Genomic DNA, 17614 nt, shown 5'->3' with positions numbered 1-17614 from the left:
ATTTAGACTGATTTTAAATAAGCTTTTTGAAAGAACATATTTCCAAAAAATAATGCCATTTTTTACTATATTTGCCATAATATTACGCTTTCGCTATCCGACTTAAACATGAGTGAAGAAAAATCAAAATACGACCCTCTACAACAAAAAGAAGTAATTGACGACATGTTTGAGACATGGTTTCTTGATTACGCATCTTATGTGATACTTGAGCGAGCCGTTCCTGCCATTGAAGATGGATTGAAACCTGTGCAACGACGCATCATGCACGCACTCAAGGAAATGGACGACGGACGTTTCAATAAAGTAGCCAATGTTATCGGTTCGAGTATGCAGTATCACCCTCATGGCGATGCGTCGATTGGTGATGCAATCGTGTCTATGGGACAAAAAAATTTATTGCTTGATACACAAGGCAACTGGGGTGATGTTCGTACGGGTGACGGTGCTGCTGCTCCCCGTTATATAGAAGTTCGTCTGTCAAAATTTGCCAATGATGTACTTTTCAATGAAGACACCACCGAATGGCAAATGTCGTACGATGGTCGTAAACGTGAACCTGTAAATCTGCCTGCCAAATTTCCATTATTACTTGCTCAAGGCGTTGAAGGTATTGCGGTTGGACTTTCAACCAAAGTAATGCCACATAATTTCATTGAATTATGTGAAGCTTCGATTGCTCATTTGAAGAAAGAGCCTTTCCAGCTTTTTCCTGACTTCTTGACAGGTGGACTCGTTGACGTTGGCAATTATAATGATGGTGCCAGAGGTGGAAAAATCAAGGTACGAGCAAAAATTGCCGAACTTGATAAAAAAACACTTGAAATTCAAGAAATTCCCTTCAGTACTACCACAGCTACGCTGATTGATTCTATCATTAAAGCGAATGACGCAGGAAAAATAAAAATCAAAAAGGTTGAAGATAATACAGCTAAAGATGTTTCAATTATCATTCATTTAGCCCCAAATACTTCACCCGATATCACAATTGATGCCCTTTATGCTTTTACCGAATGTGAAAACTCGATTTCACCCAATGCCTGTATTATCATTGATAATAAACCGCATTTTGTTTCGGTAAGCGATATTCTGAAAGATTGTACGGAGCAAACCAAACATTTGCTACAACGTGAACTAGAAATCAGAAAACACGAACTGAAAGAGAAATTACTTTATAGTTCGCTTGAAAAGATTTTCATCGAAAATAAAATCTATCGCGATATTGAAGAATGCCTCACTTTTGAAGCCGTTGTTGAAACAGTCGATAAAGGATTAGAGCCTTATAAAAAAGATTTTTATCGAGAAATAATCGAAGAAGACCTGTTAAGGTTATTAGAAATAAAAATCAAACGTATTTCTAAATATGACTCTTTCAAGGCAGACGAATTAATGAAGCGTTTGCTCGATGAATTGGCCGAAGTTGAAGACAATTTGGCAAACCTTGTTCGTTATACGATAGCTTTTTACAAAGATTTGCTAAAAAAATACGGCAAAGGTCGTGAACGTAAAACCGAGATTCGTCAATTTGAAGCCGTGCAAGCAACCGTTGTGGCTGCCAACAACCAAAAACTATACGTTGACCGTGAAGGTGGATTTATTGGATATGGCTTGAAAAAGGATGAATACGTAATGGATTGCTCCGATATTGACGATATTATTGCGTTCAAACGTGATGGAAAATATGTAATTACGAAAATTCAAGAAAAAGTTTTCGTCGGAAAAGACATCATTTACTGCTCGGTATTTCGCAAAAACGACGAACGTAAAATTTATAATGCCGTTTATATTGACGGCAAATCAGGCACTTCTTATGCCAAACGTTTCTTCGTAACGGGTATCACTCGTGACAAAGAATATGACGTTTCATTAGGCAACCCTAAATCAAAAATATTATATTTTACAGCCAATGATAATGGCGAAGCAGAAGTTGTAGCAGTAAATTTAACGGCAAACTCAACCGCCAAAAAGAAACAATTTGACTGGGATTTTTCGACGCTTGCTATCAAAAATCGTAGTTCGATGGGAAATGTTTTGACCAAATTCCCTGTACGAAAAATCATACTGAAATCTGCTGGAAAATCAACACTTGGTGGCGTTGATATTTGGTTTGATTCTGTTATCGGGAAACTCAATCGTGACGAACATGGACAGTATTTAGGTAATTTTGGTTCGGAAGATAAGATTTTGGTAATTTATAAAGATGGTCAATATGAGTTCACTAACTTTGAATTAACCAATCGTTATGAGCAGAAAGATATTTTAAAAGTAGTCAAATACGAAGCAGAAAGACCGATTTCGTGCTTACATTACGAAGGCGAAAACAAAATATATTATATCAAGCGTTTCAAGATAGAAACCACTACAATGGACAAGAAGTTTTTGTTTATTGCTGATACAAAAAATTCTCGTTTGCTTGCCGCTAGTTTGGATAAATATCCACGAATGGAAATCAAAACTAAAGCGGATAAAAAAGCTGCTATCGAAACTCAACACATCAACGTTGACGAATTTGTGGAAGTACGTGGATGGAAAGCTATTGGTCAGAAAATCAATACTTATGAAATAGTAGAAGTAAAAATGCTTGAGCCAAAACCAGAAGAAGTGATTGTTCCAGAAATAGTACAAGTAATAGATGATATTGCCGAAAATGACTCAGAAGACACTGATAACCAAGAAGATGGCGACAAACAATTAGCTTTATTTTAAGTCTAATTAAGGAACTTCAAAAGCCCTGTTTATTTATTTAAGATATAATAAACAGGGCTTTTTCTATAAGGAAACAACAAAAATCACTAAGTTTTCACTTAGCGAATTAGTTAATAATCAAAATATAATTAAAACTCCCAAACAGTTGGGTTTTTATGGCGGCGAAGATGTTTTCGGACTTCCAACCAAAAAGCTAATATCAAATAAATGATAATTGGAGAACCGAAAGTAAAGAACGAAGCGTAGATAAAATATATCCGAACGCTTCCAGCCGAAAAGTTTAACTTTTCGCCAAGTCGAGAGCAAACTCCGAAGAGTTGATTCTCTACTAAGTACCTAAATCGTCCTGTTTTTAGCATTGCTTTTGTGTAATTGAAAACGAAATTAGTAAAAAAAATAGATTTGTCAAGACTTTAACAGAAAAATAATAAACTAAGCTATGATTTTGTACAATCAATTATTGGTTTAGTACAAAAAAAAATTTTATCAAAAATTGTTTTTTCTTTAAAAATATGTAAATTGCAATTCATTTATTTACTTCTTTAATTTATTTTATTGTAATGCAAACAGGCGTAGTAAAATTCTTCAACGAGACTAAAGGCTTTGGTTTTGTCGTTGATGATGCTTCAGGGCAAGAAATCTTCGTTCACGTGACAGGTCTTAACGGCATAAAAATTCGTGAAAACGACCACATTCAATATGATGTTGTTGAAGGTCGCAAAGGTTTGAATGCAGTCAACGTGAAAAAAATATAGTTTTTTTTCTTGAATTACGATTGACTTCAGTACAAAACCCTCTCTATTACATACGTATAGTGAGGGTTTTTATTTTTGTAAATCCACTACGAATATATTATGTTTAAAAACTACAAGTTTTTAAACATATCCTTAAATTGCTAATTATTTATTTGCTGTTTTAAATAGGTCTTGTTGGTAGAAATATCAGTAAAAACAACCATATTGATTTTGAAGTTGCTAATGGTCTCAAAGGCACACATTCAGTCAATGTTCAAAAAATATAGCTTCCTCTAGAATTACGATAGAATGTAATACAAAATCACTACGTATTTTTACGCATTTCATTAGGTCTTTTTACGTAACAAACATCCAATCAAATTTATAAAACACTAATAATCAGGTTTTTATAAATTTGATTAGATAATTTTACTTTTGCAAACATATAATTTATTCATATTTTTGAATTCAAGTGAATATAAAACTATAGTTTCTGCAAAAATTATTAAAACCTTATAAACAACCCAATAAAATGAAAGAAAAGATACGCACTGCTGGTTCGTTCTTCGTACAGAAGGAAGTTGAAAAACATGTAGGAAAACATGTAGAACACATAAAAGGCAAAAAAGCATCATCAGATGTATTCCATGATGAAGATGGGCAAATAAGAAGAGCCGAGCTTTTCGGCAAAGAAGTTATTACAAAATTGCTCAATAACAGTGGTGGAAAAGAAGTATTTGGTATTCGTATTTATTATGGTCACGCTCCAGAAGATAAAGACGGCAATATCAAAGAAGGAGGAAAACTACGCCCTCGCCTATTTTTAGTTCCAGTTGATGAAAATGGCAAAGATATTCCATTTGATGCCTCTGCACTAAAAGGCGAACCAAACGGAAATGCAGTAGGTGGTGGTTTGCCTTGTCCTCAAGCGTGTAATGAATAAACTCAAAACTTAATATGTGGGAGCGATACATTTATTTAATAAATAAGTACCCCTTTATTGCAGTTTCAGATGTTATTACTCTTTGTCCTCTCCTAATTGGAATCATCAGTTATAAATATCTGTCAAAAGAAAATAAACTATTGTTCTATTTTATAATAGTTCATTTTCTTTTGGATTTGCAATCAGTCTGGATTTCAGTTAAAAACCAGAACAACTTAAATATTTTTAATTTTACAGAATTATTAGAAGTCACAATTATTTGTTTAGTCTTTTTACAACTCAATAGCCAATATTTCAAAAAATGGTTGATTGCTTTTTTATTATTCACCTGTGTTTTTGTAGGAATATGGAAATTCGATTTCGCTGAATTTGCCTTTGTACCTTATGTATTGAATAGGCTAAGTTATGTAATTGTTGTATTTATTTATTTTAATACTTTACTTTCCGAAACTTCTGTAAAAAACATTTTAACACATCCACCATTTTGGCTCTGTGCAGGTCTGATTGTTTACTCAACGGGTAGCGTAATCATTTTTTTATTTGGCAAGCAAATCCTTGCATCAGACGCTCCACATGAAAAATTTGTCTTTTTCTATTCAATTATTTCAATCATCAATATTTTTTTTAGGTTACTCATTTGTGTTTCATTTTTTGTAAGTAAATATGAAAAAAAATAACCCTATATTTATTGAAATTATGTCAATAAATCACCAAAAATCATTGTATGTTTGATAGTGAAAATCCATATTCTTTAATAATTATCGGAACGACCATTCTACTTTTAATGGGCGTTGTTTTGATTGTATTTGTAGCTTATTATCAACAAAAACAACTCAGAAAAGACCTTAATCAGCAAAAACAAATACAAGAACTAAGAACAGAAATGCAACGCCAACTCCTAGAGTCGGCCTTAGAAGTACAAGAAGTAGAGCGAGTACGAATAGCCAAAGATCTACATGATGAAGTTGGAGCAATGCTTTCGGTTACAAAGATGAGTTTTAATCAACTACTCCGAAAATTAGATAACGCCCAAGACCTAGCTACAATGGGCAAACAAACGCGTGAATTACTTGAACAATCAATCAGTCAGGTACGCAGGATTTCTAAAGAACTAGTTCCCAGTACATTAGAGGAATTTGGACTCATTTCTTCGATTGATGAGTTTATCCAAAAAGTACATTTAGCTTCGGCTACATCATTTATTTTTAGTCACGAAGGAATTGATATTAAACAACGTTTTGATAAAAAAATTGAGCTAACTATTTATCGTCTTATTCAAGAATTAGTCAATAATGCACTCAAACACGCCGATGCAAAAGAAATTTCGTTGAGACTTACCACTGAAAACAATAAAATAATTTTTACCTTTACTGATGATGGCAAAGGTTTCGATTTTGAAAATACCCGCAAAGACCCAAAATCAGGCTTAGGCATGCGAAACATGGAAAGTCGATTGAGTGTAATTGATGGAACGTTAGATATAAAATCACAAATTGGGAAAGGCACCAAAACCATCATTGAAATACCTATTTAAAATTGAATAAGAGAAAAGGTTTAAAGCCAATTGAGTGAAAGTAAAAAATACTTGTATCTCATCTCTCGTATCTCATATCTCAATAAAATCATGTCAAAAATTCAGTTAGCTGTCGTTGATGACCATAGTTTATTTCGGAAAGGAATGATTTCTATTCTGCAACAAGTACCAGATTTTGAGGTAATATTTGAAGCAACTAATGGTCAAGAATTCTTAGATAAACTCCCAAATCATTCAATTGATGTTGTTTTGATGGATTTGCAAATGCCCGTATTGGATGGCATTAAAACCACAGAAGCAGTGAGACAACTATTTCCAGATACAAAGGTTTTGATTCTTTCAATGCATGATGAAGACCAATTTGTACTTCATTTGATGGAAATTGGAGCAAATGGCTATTTATTGAAAGACACGGACCCCGAAGAAGTTGAAAAAGCTATACGAAAAGTCAACGAAACCGATATTTATTTTAGCGATTTTGTGAGTAAAATTATGCTTCGTAAAATGAATCGTAAAACTCAACAAGAAAATAAAATTTTCAATTATAAAACCGACCTTTCAGAACGAGAAATACAGGTTTTAAAATACATTTGCGAAGGACTTACAACCGCCGAAATCGGTGAACTTGTTTCGTTAAGTCCACGAACCGTAGAAGGTCATAGATTGCGAATGATGGAAAAACTTGGACTAAAAAATACTGCAGGTCTTGTAGCTTTTGCGATAAGAAATCATTTGGTGTAAATGTATATTTAGGAAGCAGTTAAAATCTCTTCAACGTACTTCCTAAAACATAACACAACTATTCACTCAAAATAGCCGAAAATTCAATTTCTACCAAATAATCTGCTCCAATTAGGGCATTCACTTCAACCATTGTTGTACAAGGTTTTATGTCTCTAAAAAGCTCTCCATGAGCTTTACCAATATCTTCCCATTTTGAAATATCAGTCGTGAAAATTCGGGTACGCACTACGTCTGAAAGTTTCGCACCGAGTTGTTCTAGCACTTTTTCTACTTTCAAAATGATAAATTTTGTTTGAATGTATGGGTCATTTTTCCCAACAATCTCGCCACTTCCATCAGTAGCAACAGTACCCGTTACTTCGATGATATTTCCCATTTTCACTGCACGTGAATACCCAATGATGTCTTCCCATTTTGCTCCTGTCGATACATTTACTCTTTCCATTGTTTTTGTTTTTTTTATACTTTGATTAAAATTGGGTTTACAATACTTGCATTTTGTCTTTTAGGTAGTTAAAAAAAGTCTATAATTCCACTATTTTTCTGACATCTTGTCAGTAAACTTCCTATTGGCAAAATAATTGTCGAAATTTGCACAAAATAAAATAGATTACAAAATGGCAGAGAATAAAGAAGAACAGGAACAAGTTAATAATCAACAAGCAACAGATACTAACGACGATTCCGCTACAAATAACGAACAACTAGAAGGAGAAAACGGAGATACAGATGCAGAAACAGAAATAGAAGTTGACCCAATTTCGGCACTAGAAAACCAACTTGCAGAAGCCAAAGATAAATATTTACGACTATATGCCGACTTTGAGAACTTCCGTCGCAGAACATCTAAAGAAAAAATTGAGATGATTCAAAATGCTTCTGAAAGCTTAATCAAAGAACTGATTCCCGTCATTGATGATTTCGAGCGAGCTAATAAATCGTTTGAAACTGTTACCGAAATCGAGCCATTAAAAGAAGGTATTGCTCTGATTTTCAGTAAATTGCAAAAAACTTTGGCGAGTAAAGGCGTAAAAGCCATCGATTCAAAAGGACAAGACTTTGATGTTGAACTCCATGAATGTATCACACAATTTGCCGCTGGAGAAGACCAAAAAGGCAAAGTCATTGATGAAGTAGAAAAAGGTTATTACCTAAACGATAAAGTTATCCGCTACGCAAAAGTTGTAGTCGGAAACTAAAAAAATGATGAGTTATGAGATTCAATTATGAGTTAATTTAAACACTGAATTAAATCAGCTTTTATAAAATTCTTATATCTCATTTCTCATATCTTACAAAAACATGGCACAGAAAAAAGATTATTATGAATTACTGGGCGTTGCAAAAAACGCTTCGGACGACGATTTAAAGAAAGCTTACCGAAAATTAGCGATTCAGTATCATCCAGATAAAAATCCAGGCGATAAAGTTGCCGAAGAAAAATTTAAGGAAATAGCTGAAGCATATAGTGTTCTTTCGGATCCCGAAAAACGCCAACGTTATGACCAATTCGGCCACCAAGGTGTGGGTGGTTCAGGCGGTTTTGGAGGTGGACAAGGCGTCAATATGGAAGATATTTTTGGTAGTGTTTTCGGAGATGACAGTCCATTTGGTAGTTTCTTTGGCGGTGGTGGTGGCGGCGGACGCCGTGGAGGACAAGCCATGAGAAAAGGTTCGGATTTGAGAATTAAACTCAAGCTCGACTTAGAAGAAATTGCTAACGGCGTTGAGAAAAAAATAAAAGTAAAACGTTACGTTTCATGTAATACTTGTAGTGGAAACGGCTCCAAAAATGGCACGTCTCTTAAATCTTGTACTACCTGTAACGGGCAAGGACAAGTACGTAAGGTAGTCAATACTATGCTCGGACAGATGGTTTCAACTAGCCCATGCCCTACTTGCCAAGGAGAAGGAAAAGTTGTTACTGAACGCTGCGATGTTTGTTTTGGTGAAGGAAGACAATTAAACGAAGATTTATTGAGCATCAAAATTCCAGCTGGAGTAGGCGAAGGAATGCAGTTATCAATGACTGGCAAAGGAAACGTGCCAACTCGTGGTGGTATTGCTGGTGATTTATTGATTGTAATTGAAGAAGAAGAACACCCCGAACTCAAGCGTGACGGAAGCAACATTATTTACGATTTACGTCTAAATTTTGCTGATGCCGCTTTGGGGAAAGATGTTGAAATTCCGACTGTTGGTGGAAAAGTAAAAATCGTGATTAAGCCTGGTACTCAATCGGGTGAAATTTTACGATTGAAAGGCAAAGGTTTAAAAGAACTCAATAGTTATGGTGTAGGTGACCAATTGGTACATGTAAGTCTCTTCACGCCAACAACAATTAGTGCAGAAGATAGAGTGATTCTTGAAAAAATGAGAACACTGCCAAATTTTCAGCCAAAAACTGATAAGAATGAAAGAAGTATTTTTGATAAAATGAAAGATTTCTTTCATTAAGATTAAAAGATTATTCGATAAAAAACGGTTTGAATCTATTGGTTCAAACCGTTTTTTATTTATCCAAAAAGGAATAAAACAATGAATTTTTTATAATAAATATTAAAAAAGCACAAAAATTTTCAGCATTAAATATTTCAAACTATTTTGCAGAATTAATTAATATTCGATTAGTTTCAAAAATCTCATAAAGCAAAAAATGAGCAAAAATTACAAATGGTGGGTCGTTTTTATGTTGTGGTTTGTTTGTTTCTTTAACTACGCAGACCGTCAGGCTATCTTTTCTGTATTTCCACTTTTGAAACAAGAAATGAGTTTAAGCGATATTCAACTTGGTATTGTTGGTGCTGCTTTTATGTGGGTTTATGCAGGATTTGGAGCAATTGCAGGCATCGTTGGTGATAAATTTCCACGTAAAACCCTTATTATTGGTGGGCTTATTTTTTGGTCTTTAGTTACAATCGGAACGGCCCTTTCCACAAACTATGTTCATCTTGTCATTTGTCGGGCTTTAGAAGGTTTTGGTGAAGCTTTTTATTTTCCTGCATCAATGTCGCTTTTAAGTGATTATCATAGCAAAGAAACACGCTCGAAAGCTATGTCATTTCATCAATCGAGTGTTTATGCTGGTACGATTGCTGGTGGAACGGTAGCTGGTTTTATGGGTCAGTATTATGGTTGGCACACAAGCTTTTATCTTTTTGGTGGACTTGGCGTTTTACTTGGAGTCATTTTGCTTGGATTTTTGAAAGAACCCGTTCGAGGACAAGCCGAAATTGAAGAGAATACACACGTTTTATTTGATTTGAAACAAAGAAATATTTCAGATAATATCAAGCAGGTTTTCAGTAAACCAATAGTTTGGATTTTAGTAACCGTTTTTGTTGGAGCTAATTTTGTGGCAAGTATTTTCTTAACATGGATGCCCTCTTTTCTTTATAAAAAATTCAATATGAGCCTTTCAATGGCAGGTTTGAATGCTACTTTTTATCTACAAATGGCATCTGTTCTTGGAGTTATTTCAGGTGGATTTTTAGCAGATAAATTAGCAAAACGTTATTTTGGCGGCCGTATGATAACTCAAAGTATTGGATTGTTGATGGGTGTTCCTTTCATATTTTTAGCAGGCTGGACACTTTCAATACCCATTTTGATTGTAGCACTTATCGGTTTTGGTTATTTTAAAGGTTTGTACGATGCCAATATTTGGGCATCGTTGCATGATGTTGTGAAACCGAAAAATCGAGCAACTGCCGTAGGATTTATGAATTCAATTGGCTGGTTTGGTGGCGGAATTGCCCCTATTGCCATTGCTTATGCCAGCACAAAATATGGCATGAGTGCTTCAATTAGTGCCACATCTGTTCTCTATTTAATTGTTGGATTATTACTAATCGTTGGCATCAGTAAATTTATGAAACAACCAAAATCGTAAACAATCTTCTAATGATATTGCCCAATAAGAAGATTTTTTATTTTAATTCTTGTTTTCAATTTTGTGAATTTTCCGTATTTTAAGATAATTTAAGTTTCTTTTCTGCCTAATTATCCTGCAAATTCCCTAATTTTGAACCATCAAGAGAATATTCATTCACTAATCTCAAAAAATGAACAATTTCACTAGGCTCAATAATATCGTCGGATGGGCGATTTTTGCCGTTGCACTCCTTACTTACACACTCACCGTTGAGCCAACCGCCAGTTTTTGGGACTGTGGTGAGTTCATCGCTTGTTCTTACAAACTACAAGTCCCACACCCTGCTGGAGCTCCTCTTTTCCTACTCATTGGTCGTATGGCTTCATTGCTTGCGGGTAGCGACGTTACAAAAGTAGCTTTAATGGTAAACATGGTTTCAGTAATAGCATCAGCTTTTACAATCTTGTTTATGTTTTGGACAATCTCACTTTTGGCACGTAAAGTATTCGGTAAAAAAGGCGAAGAACTAAACACAACCGAAACAATTTTGGTTATTGGGGCAAGTGCAGTTGGCTCATTAGTTTATACTTTTTCAGATTCATTCTGGTTTTCAGCAGTCGAAGCTGAGGTTTACGGAATGTCATCTTTCTTCACAGCAATCGTTATTTGGGCGGCTTTCCGTTGGGAAATCATCGAAGATGAAGCAACTGCCAACCGTTTCTTGATTTTCACTGCTTATTTAGTAGGTCTTTCGATTGGCGTTCACTTATTAAATCTCGTTACGATTCCCGCATTAGGATTGGTATATTATTATAAAAAAGCCAAAAAAATCACTTGGAAAGGCGGCATAATAGCTTTTTTAATCGGAATGGTGGTGTTAGGCGTAGTAAACGTTGGGGTGATTACTGGCTTTCCATCTTTAGGTTTTACATTTGAAAAACTATTTGTTAATACATTCGGAATGCCATTTAGTTCAGGCATTATTTTCTTTGTAATCTTACTCATAGGCTCGTTGGCTTACGGTATTTTCTACACGCAAAAGAAAGGAATGGTTATTGCCAATACAGCTTTACTTTCATTTGCTTTTGTTTTGATTGGCTATTCGTCTTACACAATCGCTTTGATTCGTTCAAATTACAATCCGCCAATCAACGAAAACAATCCGAGTAATGTTTTGAACTACGTTTCATACTTAAAACGTGAGCAATATGGCAGCCGCCCATTACTTTATGGCCCAGTTTTCACAGGAAAACTAGAGTCAATCGAAAATGGTGAGCCTGTTTACAAAATGAGCAAGGATAAATATGAAATCTATGATTACAAACCAACTTATGTTTGGGGGCCAAATAGTGAAAGTCTATTGCCTCGTATGTGGAGTTCGGATGCGGGTCATCAACAAATTTATCGCCAAGAAATGGGGCTTTCTCCCGACCAAAAACCAACACTTATCACAAATATTGGCTATATGTTTAAGCGTCAGATGGGTTATATGTATTGGCGATATTTTGCATGGAATTTTTGGGGACGCTCAAGTGATATTGAAGGGGCTGGACCAACCAATATTACTGAAACAAAAAATAATTTACCACCTGCCATTAAAGAAAATCGTGGTCGCACCAACTTCTTTGGAATTCCTGTACTTTTGGGCATTTTAGGCCTACTTTATCACTACTTCCGTCGTGAAAGAGATGCCTTAATTATGTTCCTTTTGTTCTTATTTACAGGAATTGGCCTTGTAGTTTATCTAAATTCTCCGCCTGTTGAGCCACGTGAGCGTGATTATATCTATGTTGGTTCGTTCTATATTTGGGCAATTTGGGTTGGACTAGGTGTTATGGGTTTATTTGATTATGCCCTTAAATTTATCAAAAACACTCAAACTAGGGCTATTTCTGCAACAGCTTTGGGCTTAGCTGTACCGTTAATTATGGCTCCACAAACTTGGAAAGGTCACGACCGTTCAGGCCGCTACCACCAAGTTGATTTTGCCAAAAACTTATTAAATTCTTGTGCCAAAAACGCTATTTTATTCACTGGTGGCGATAATGATACTTTCCCACTTTGGTACGTACAAGAAGTTGAAGGCTTCCGAACTGACGTGCGTGTGTGTAACCTTAGTTTGCTAGGTACAGATTGGTATTGCGAGCAAATGAAACGCAAAACTTATGAGTCAGAAGCCTTACCGATTACTTTTACCACCGACCAATTATTGAGCGGAGTAAATGACCAAATTCCTTTCGTTGAACGTCTGAACGACCCAATCAACTTGAAAGATTATTTAGAATTAGTAAAGAAAAACGACCCAGCAATTCAAATTCCTTTGACTACTGGAGAAAGCATCAACTCGTTGCCTTCTGATAGTCTTTTCTTGAATTATAATATCGAAGATGTAAAAAAATTAGGTTTCGTTCCAAAACAATTTGAACCTTATTTGACTGGTCAAATTACTTGGAATATTGGCAAACGTGATTTGTTGAAAAATGATTTGATGCAACTCGAAATGATTGCTCAAAACAACTGGAAACGTCCGATTTATTTTGCAGGAACTTTGGCCAATGACAATTACCTCAACCTCAAAGATTACATGCAATTGGAAGGTTATGCTTACCGATTATTGCCAATTAAAGTAAGTCAAGGTGATGATGGTTTTGCAAATACTGATGTGATGTATAATAATATGTTGAAGAAAATGTCATGGAGAGGAATGGATAATCCAAACGTGTATTACGATTCTGAGACCTATTTAAAAGTACCAATCATTACTGCTCGTTTAGCATTTTTGCGTTTGGCAGACCAATTGGTAAGAGAATACAAAAAAGCGAAAGCGAAAGAAGTTTTAGACTATGCTAATAAAGTATTACCTGATAAAGCTGTTCCTTACGACCAACTTTGCACCAATTATGTAATGTATTATTTTGAAGTAGGCGATACAAAGAGAGCAATGGAAATTGCTGAAACTATCACCAAACGTGCCGATGGGAACTTAGCTTATTTCACTGAAAAAAGCAAATATTCAAGTGCTGAATGGATGCCAGATAATGTACAAGATTATCTTCAAATCAACCTACGTAATCTTCAGGTAATTGCTAACATTTGTAGCAGAAACAACCAAGAAGTTGCCGCAAAACGTTACGAAGAACTTTATAATAAATACTACGCAAGAGTAAGTCAATAAAAGTTTTTTCTTACGAATGTCCTTAAAAAATCCTCGTTGAATAGTTCAGCGGGGATTTTTTATTATATTTGCAATATAGTTGCATTTACTTTTATGTGGTTTCAAAAACTGGGTAAACCAATAACATGAGAAAAAAACACTTCATTTTTATAATTATTCTTCATTTAATTCCTCAACTGGGAACTAAAGTGCTTTTTGGACAAACTAAGTCTGAAGTTCATCGAGAATGTGATTGCTTTATTCAAGGAATTGTATTGGATGATGTTTCTAAACTACCTATTGTTGGAGCAGTAGTATTAATCAAAGAGTTGAATAAAGGAGTAAGCACAGATGCAAAAGGTTTTTACAAAATCACCAATATATGTCAGGGAAAATATACCGTTATCGGTCGAATTGTTGGTTATGAAGAAAAATCCTACACACTAAATTTAGAACATGGAGCGGAACAAAATATAAAACTTTCAGAAAGTGAACTACACTTAGCAAATATCGATATCAAAGCTCAAAAAATTGAAAATCTAACTCAAACCAAAAGTACGCTTGAAAACGCTGCTCTCGACCAAACCCGTGGACAATCACTTGGAGAAGCTTTAAAACAAATTTCGGGGGTAACTACACTACAAACAGGCAGCTCGATTGCCAAACCAGTCATTCATGGAATGCACTCAAATCGAGTTTTAATTTTAAATAATGGAGTCCGACAAGAAGGCCAACAATGGGGCAGTGAACATGCTCCTGAAATTGACCCATTTGTGGCAAAAAAAATCACTGTTTTAAAAGGAGCAGCAGGCGTTCGTTACGGCTCGGATGCAATTGCTGGGGTAATTATGCTCGAACCAGAAGCTTTACCCGATTCTACCAAAATAAATGGCGAAATAAATAGTATTTACTTTTCAAATGGCCATCAAATCATCACTTCGGGCATATTAGAAGGCGGTTTGAGGAAAATCTTTTCAACTAAAAATCCTTGCTCTTTTGGTTTTCGTTTACAAGGAACAATCAAACGAGGTGGTGATATTTCGACACCAAATTATAGATTAGCAAATACAGGAATTTCAGAATTAAACTACTCATTATCAGCTGATTATAAAATAAAAAACTGGGTTTCTGATATTTTCTTTAGTCAATTTAATACAAAAATTGGCATTTTTGCTGGCTCACATATCGGAAATGTATCCGACCTGACTGAAGCACTTAAACGGGGTACGCCATTAGCTATTTACACGCCAGAAAATTTTACTTACACAATTGGACGACCTTATCAGGATGTGCAGCATAATTTGTTAAAAATCAAGAATACACACAAAAATCCTAATGGAAATTTATCACTTACATTGGGACGACAATATGATTTTCGCAAAGAAATTGATATTTTGAGAGGTGATAAAAACCTTGTTCAACTTTTTAAACTTACTACTTATACCAGCGAATTACTTTTTGAACATAAACCATTATTCAAATTATTGACTGGTTCGGCTGGAATTACAGGACTTTATCAGGAAAATCTCACAACTGGAACACTCACTCAACCTCGAACTTCGACAGTTTTGATTCCAAATTTCAAGAATTTTACGGCAGGGTTATTTATCATTGAACGAATCGTAAAAAAACAATGGGAAATAGAAGGAGGTTTTCGCTATGATTTTCGTCATTTGAATGTTTATCGTATCCCTCGTGGAACGCAAAGTGTTGAACTTGATAAGTTGAATAATGAAAACGTTACAGGCACTTTAGGAGCGAGTTTTCGGCCCAATGCTCGATGGAATTTCTTGACAAATATTAGTTCTGCTTGGCGTGCAGCAACTGTCAACGAACTTTACAGCGATGGCGTGCATCATGGGGCAGCAAGTTTTGAGCGAGGCAACGAAAATCTTGTGCCAGAAGTAGCTTTAAACCTTTCATTAACAGCCAATTATATTTCAAAAAGAGTTCAATCTGAAATTCATTTATACAATAACTTTATCAATAATTTTATCTTTTTGTCACCAACTGGCCGCCCAGCTTTAACCATTCGAGGAGCATTTCCTGAGTTTTTTTATACACAAACCAATGCTCGTTTTCGAGGGATTGATTTAAGTGCTAATTTTCAAATTCTGAAAAACATTTCATTAAATTCTAAATTTTCTTACCTCGAAGCTCAAGATTTGACCAATAATCAGCCATTAATTTTGATTCCTGCCAATCGTTGGGAAAATACACTTCGATATGAATGGCAAAAAACTACCATTTCCCTCACAAATATTTATGTGTTTAAACAAAATCGAGTACCAAATAAGATTATCTTTAAAGACATACCTGCTTCAGAAATTATATTTTCCGAGTTTGGAGGCGATTTCGCTCCTCCCCCGCCTGCTTATTCTCTTTGGAATGCAGCCATTAGCCAGCAATTTGTTATTGGCAACAAACAAACTTTAGGAATTTCTGTGACTGTAAGTAATTTATTCAATTCTGTTTATCGTGACTATTTGAATCGTTTCCGCTATTTTTCTGACGAAATTGGCAGAAATATTGCTTTACGGGCAAAATATTCATTTTAATTTTTGCAACAATACTGCAAAAGAGAGTTTTGTTTTATATATTTGCAACATTAATGCAATTGCAAAATTATTTCATAAACCATTTAACAAAACAATGAAAAGAAGCCTCATTCCACTCACCTATTTGATGATTAGCCTTTTGCTTTTCATTTCGAGTTGTAAAAAAGATTCGGTTGATTCGGTCGAAGAAAATGAACTTGTTACGAGCGTAAAGTTAAATTTTTCGAGTGGCGGAACAACGCAAACATTCAAGTTTGCCGACCCCGATGGAGACGGTGGTGCCGCTCCAATTGTAGAAACAATCAACTTAAAAGCTAATACAGACTACACTTTAACGATTGGAATTTTAGACGAATCGAAGACTCCAATAAATAACATCACCGATGAAGTAGCGACCGAAAAAGACGAACATTTATTTATTTATACGCCTTCACCGAGCAGTTTATTGACATATACTTACGGAGATAAGGATTCACGAAACTTTAACGTAGGCTTAACAGGAAACGTAAAAACAGGTGCAGCAGCAACAGGCAAATTGAAAGTACAACTACGCCATCAACCACCAATCAACGGAAAGCCAAGCAAAGACGGAACAGCAACTCCAGGAAGCGATGATGTAAATATTGATTTTAATATTTCGATTCAATAGAATTCGGTTATTTAAACGATTGATTCAGTGCCACAAGTCATAAACTTGTGGCTTTTTTGTGCAAATACAATAATTTTCAATTCTACATTTTACATTATCCATTAAATAATTACCTTCGTAAAAATATTTTTTTAAGGAAACTATGACAAAAAAGAGAATTGCAATTGACATGGACGACGTAATGGCGGCCGCAGGAAAAAAGATTTTACACACTTATAATACAATTATTGGCACTAATTTTAAAGACCATCATTTTCAAGGAAAAGCTTATTATGATGTTTTAAAAGAAGAACATTATCATGTAGTTAGAGAAGAAATTTTTAAACCAGGCTTTTTTCGAACACTCGAGGTGATGCCCGATGCAGTTGAGGTAATCAAGAAATTACATGAAAGATTTGATATTTTTATCGTTTCGGCGGCAACAGAGTTTCCTAATTCATTAAAAGAAAAAATTGAGTGGTTAGAAGAGCATTTTCCATTTATTTCATGGAAAAACATTGTTCTTTGTGGCGATAAAAGCATTATTTCGGCTGATTATTTAATTGATGACCACGAAAAAAACCTAAGTACTTTCAAAGGAAAAACACTTATGTTTGATGCCATTCATAATCAAAAAATTGAAGGATACCAACGCTTCAAGTCTTGGCGAGAAATTGATACTTTTTTCGACGGAGAATAAAATAATTAGGTTTCAAATTACGGCTTTAGGTAGGTTAAT

The 17614-nt window shown here is 35.0% G+C and carries 14 protein-coding genes; 12 read left to right on the top strand and 2 right to left on the bottom strand.

Annotated features, from left to right (window positions below; genetic code table 11):
• Positions 1–108: 108 nt before the first annotated feature.
• Positions 109–2706 (top strand): DNA gyrase/topoisomerase IV subunit A, encoded by a 2598-nt coding sequence (locus MJQ71_RS00790; RefSeq protein WP_238803814.1) that lies wholly within the window; start codon positions 109–111, stop codon positions 2704–2706.
• A gap of 128 nt (positions 2707–2834) precedes the next feature.
• On the opposite strand, the gene MJQ71_RS00785 is transcribed toward MJQ71_RS00790, so the two are convergent.
• Positions 2835–3065 (bottom strand): PspC domain-containing protein, encoded by a 231-nt coding sequence (locus MJQ71_RS00785; protein WP_238803813.1) that lies wholly within the window; start codon positions 3063–3065, stop codon positions 2835–2837.
• A 201-nt stretch (positions 3066–3266) separates the two neighbouring features.
• On the opposite strand from MJQ71_RS00785, the gene MJQ71_RS00780 reads away from it, so the two are divergent.
• From MJQ71_RS00780 to MJQ71_RS00765, 4 genes are all read left to right on the top strand, one after another.
• The gene (locus MJQ71_RS00780; protein WP_238803812.1) at positions 3267–3461 is read left to right on the top strand and encodes a cold-shock protein; all 195 of its coding nucleotides are present in this window, start codon (positions 3267–3269) and stop codon (positions 3459–3461) included.
• Between the two features lie 511 nt (positions 3462–3972).
• Positions 3973–4383 (top strand): hypothetical protein, encoded by a 411-nt coding sequence (locus MJQ71_RS00775; protein WP_238803811.1) that lies wholly within the window; start codon positions 3973–3975, stop codon positions 4381–4383.
• A 724-nt stretch (positions 4384–5107) separates the two neighbouring features.
• Complete coding sequence (locus tag MJQ71_RS00770; protein WP_238803810.1) at positions 5108–5917, top strand: sensor histidine kinase; 810 nt, start codon at positions 5108–5110, stop codon at positions 5915–5917.
• A gap of 90 nt (positions 5918–6007) precedes the next feature.
• Positions 6008–6658 carry a response regulator transcription factor gene (locus MJQ71_RS00765; protein ID WP_238803809.1) on the top strand — a complete coding sequence of 217 codons (651 nt, stop codon included), beginning with the start codon at positions 6008–6010 and terminating at the stop codon, positions 6656–6658.
• Between the two features lie 58 nt (positions 6659–6716).
• Here the strand turns inward: MJQ71_RS00765 and MJQ71_RS00760 are convergent, their stop codons facing one another.
• The gene (locus MJQ71_RS00760; protein WP_238803808.1) at positions 6717–7106 is read right to left on the bottom strand and encodes a RidA family protein; all 390 of its coding nucleotides are present in this window, start codon (positions 7104–7106) and stop codon (positions 6717–6719) included.
• Between the two features lie 172 nt (positions 7107–7278).
• Here MJQ71_RS00760 and MJQ71_RS00755 point away from each other — a divergent pair, with 172 nt between their 5' ends.
• The 7 genes from MJQ71_RS00755 to MJQ71_RS00725 all read left to right on the top strand — a co-directional run bounded on the left by MJQ71_RS00755 (position 7279) and on the right by MJQ71_RS00725 (position 17575).
• Positions 7279–7860, top strand: coding sequence for a nucleotide exchange factor GrpE (locus MJQ71_RS00755; protein WP_238803807.1), 582 nt, complete (start codon positions 7279–7281; stop codon positions 7858–7860).
• Between the two features lie 103 nt (positions 7861–7963).
• Positions 7964–9118 carry a molecular chaperone DnaJ gene (gene dnaJ / locus MJQ71_RS00750; protein ID WP_238803806.1) on the top strand — a complete coding sequence of 385 codons (1155 nt, stop codon included), beginning with the start codon at positions 7964–7966 and terminating at the stop codon, positions 9116–9118.
• A gap of 199 nt (positions 9119–9317) precedes the next feature.
• Positions 9318–10553 carry an MFS transporter gene (locus MJQ71_RS00745; RefSeq protein WP_238803805.1) on the top strand — a complete coding sequence of 412 codons (1236 nt, stop codon included), beginning with the start codon at positions 9318–9320 and terminating at the stop codon, positions 10551–10553.
• Positions 10554–10725: 172 nt separating this feature from the next.
• The gene (locus MJQ71_RS00740) at positions 10726–13710 is read left to right on the top strand and encodes a glycosyltransferase family 117 protein (RefSeq protein WP_238803804.1); all 2985 of its coding nucleotides are present in this window, start codon (positions 10726–10728) and stop codon (positions 13708–13710) included.
• 125 nt (positions 13711–13835) lie between these two features.
• Positions 13836–16247, top strand: a complete 2412-nt coding sequence (locus tag MJQ71_RS00735) for a TonB-dependent receptor (RefSeq protein WP_238803803.1) — start codon at positions 13836–13838, stop codon at positions 16245–16247.
• A 94-nt stretch (positions 16248–16341) separates the two neighbouring features.
• Positions 16342–16896, top strand: coding sequence for a hypothetical protein (locus MJQ71_RS00730; protein ID WP_238803802.1), 555 nt, complete (start codon positions 16342–16344; stop codon positions 16894–16896).
• A gap of 142 nt (positions 16897–17038) precedes the next feature.
• Positions 17039–17575, top strand: coding sequence for a 5' nucleotidase, NT5C type (locus MJQ71_RS00725; RefSeq protein WP_238803801.1), 537 nt, complete (start codon positions 17039–17041; stop codon positions 17573–17575).
• Positions 17576–17614 lie beyond the last annotated feature (39 nt).

It is taken from the genome of Emticicia aquatica (assembly GCF_923079645.1).
GTDB lineage: Bacteria > Bacteroidota > Bacteroidia > Cytophagales > Spirosomataceae > Emticicia > Emticicia aquatica.
This window is presented reverse-complemented; position numbering and strand designations above follow the sequence as displayed.

What these genes read in the sequence shown, in the direction of transcription:
- MJQ71_RS00790 (WP_238803814.1), top strand. Translation starts at nt 109, where the DNA reads ATGAGTGAAGAAAAATCAAAATACGACCCTCTACAACAAAAAGAAGTA.
- MJQ71_RS00785 (WP_238803813.1), bottom strand. Translation starts at nt 3,065, where the DNA reads ATGCTAAAAACAGGACGATTTAGGTACTTAGTAGAGAATCAACTCTTC.
- MJQ71_RS00780 (WP_238803812.1), top strand. Translation starts at nt 3,267, where the DNA reads ATGCAAACAGGCGTAGTAAAATTCTTCAACGAGACTAAAGGCTTTGGT.
- MJQ71_RS00775 (WP_238803811.1), top strand. Translation starts at nt 3,973, where the DNA reads ATGAAAGAAAAGATACGCACTGCTGGTTCGTTCTTCGTACAGAAGGAA.
- MJQ71_RS00770 (WP_238803810.1), top strand. Translation starts at nt 5,108, where the DNA reads ATGTTTGATAGTGAAAATCCATATTCTTTAATAATTATCGGAACGACC.
- MJQ71_RS00765 (WP_238803809.1), top strand. Translation starts at nt 6,008, where the DNA reads ATGTCAAAAATTCAGTTAGCTGTCGTTGATGACCATAGTTTATTTCGG.
- MJQ71_RS00760 (WP_238803808.1), bottom strand. Translation starts at nt 7,106, where the DNA reads ATGGAAAGAGTAAATGTATCGACAGGAGCAAAATGGGAAGACATCATT.
- MJQ71_RS00755 (WP_238803807.1), top strand. Translation starts at nt 7,279, where the DNA reads ATGGCAGAGAATAAAGAAGAACAGGAACAAGTTAATAATCAACAAGCA.
- dnaJ (WP_238803806.1), top strand. Translation starts at nt 7,964, where the DNA reads ATGGCACAGAAAAAAGATTATTATGAATTACTGGGCGTTGCAAAAAAC.
- MJQ71_RS00745 (WP_238803805.1), top strand. Translation starts at nt 9,318, where the DNA reads ATGAGCAAAAATTACAAATGGTGGGTCGTTTTTATGTTGTGGTTTGTT.
- MJQ71_RS00740 (WP_238803804.1), top strand. Translation starts at nt 10,726, where the DNA reads ATGAACAATTTCACTAGGCTCAATAATATCGTCGGATGGGCGATTTTT.
- MJQ71_RS00735 (WP_238803803.1), top strand. Translation starts at nt 13,836, where the DNA reads ATGAGAAAAAAACACTTCATTTTTATAATTATTCTTCATTTAATTCCT.
- MJQ71_RS00730 (WP_238803802.1), top strand. Translation starts at nt 16,342, where the DNA reads ATGAAAAGAAGCCTCATTCCACTCACCTATTTGATGATTAGCCTTTTG.
- MJQ71_RS00725 (WP_238803801.1), top strand. Translation starts at nt 17,039, where the DNA reads ATGACAAAAAAGAGAATTGCAATTGACATGGACGACGTAATGGCGGCC.